This is a genomic window from Vibrio sp. OPT46 (assembly GCF_015163535.1).
Taxonomy (GTDB): domain Bacteria; phylum Pseudomonadota; class Gammaproteobacteria; order Enterobacterales; family Vibrionaceae; genus Vibrio; species Vibrio alginolyticus.
In genome coordinates, this window is sequence record NZ_JADDYG010000506.1 from 1 (window position 1) to 611 (window position 611).

General features: G+C 35.8%; 1 protein-coding gene. It reads right to left on the reverse strand.

What is annotated here, in order from left to right:
• Window positions 1–262: 262 nt before the first annotated feature.
• The coding region (locus IQR33_RS20930; RefSeq protein ID WP_265575802.1) for an alpha/beta hydrolase-fold protein at window positions 263–611 on the reverse strand (349 nt) is incomplete at its 5' end.

The window sequence follows — 611 nt, forward strand, 5'->3', positions numbered from 1 at the left end:
GGGATGATAGTAGAGTTTCGTAATGATTTCGCGGTATTTAATTGGTTTTTAGTGCAACTTTGTTTCATTTTTAATAAAGATACTGTGTCGGAAATGAGAATTTAATAAGGCGAGAAATGGACGTCGAATTTGTTCTTAAGTTACATTATTTTACATATTTAAATCATCGATATTCAGATATGTATTTGTTAGTACGTAAAGAAAATAAAGTCACCTAGTTTTGGTGACTTTATTTTTTATTTCATGAGCTTACTTAAGTTAACTATGCAAACAAATATTTTGCATGGAAGTTGAGGTGCTCTTCAATAAAGCTTGAGATGAAGTAATAGCTATGGTCATAGCCTGGTTGCATTCTCAAGGTTAGGTTTGAATCGTGTATTTTTGCCGCAGCAATCAGCGCTTCCGGTCTAAGCTGCTCATTTAAGAAGCCATCAGCATCACCTTGATCAACCAAAATTGGTAATGGTGATTGTTGTTGTTTTAGAAGTTCACTTGCATCGTATTGCTTCCAGATTTCAAGCTCCTTGCCTAAGTAAGCAGTAAAGGCTTTTTGTCCCCAAGGGCATTGCATTGGGTTACTGATTGGACTGAACGCTGAAATAGAACGGTAC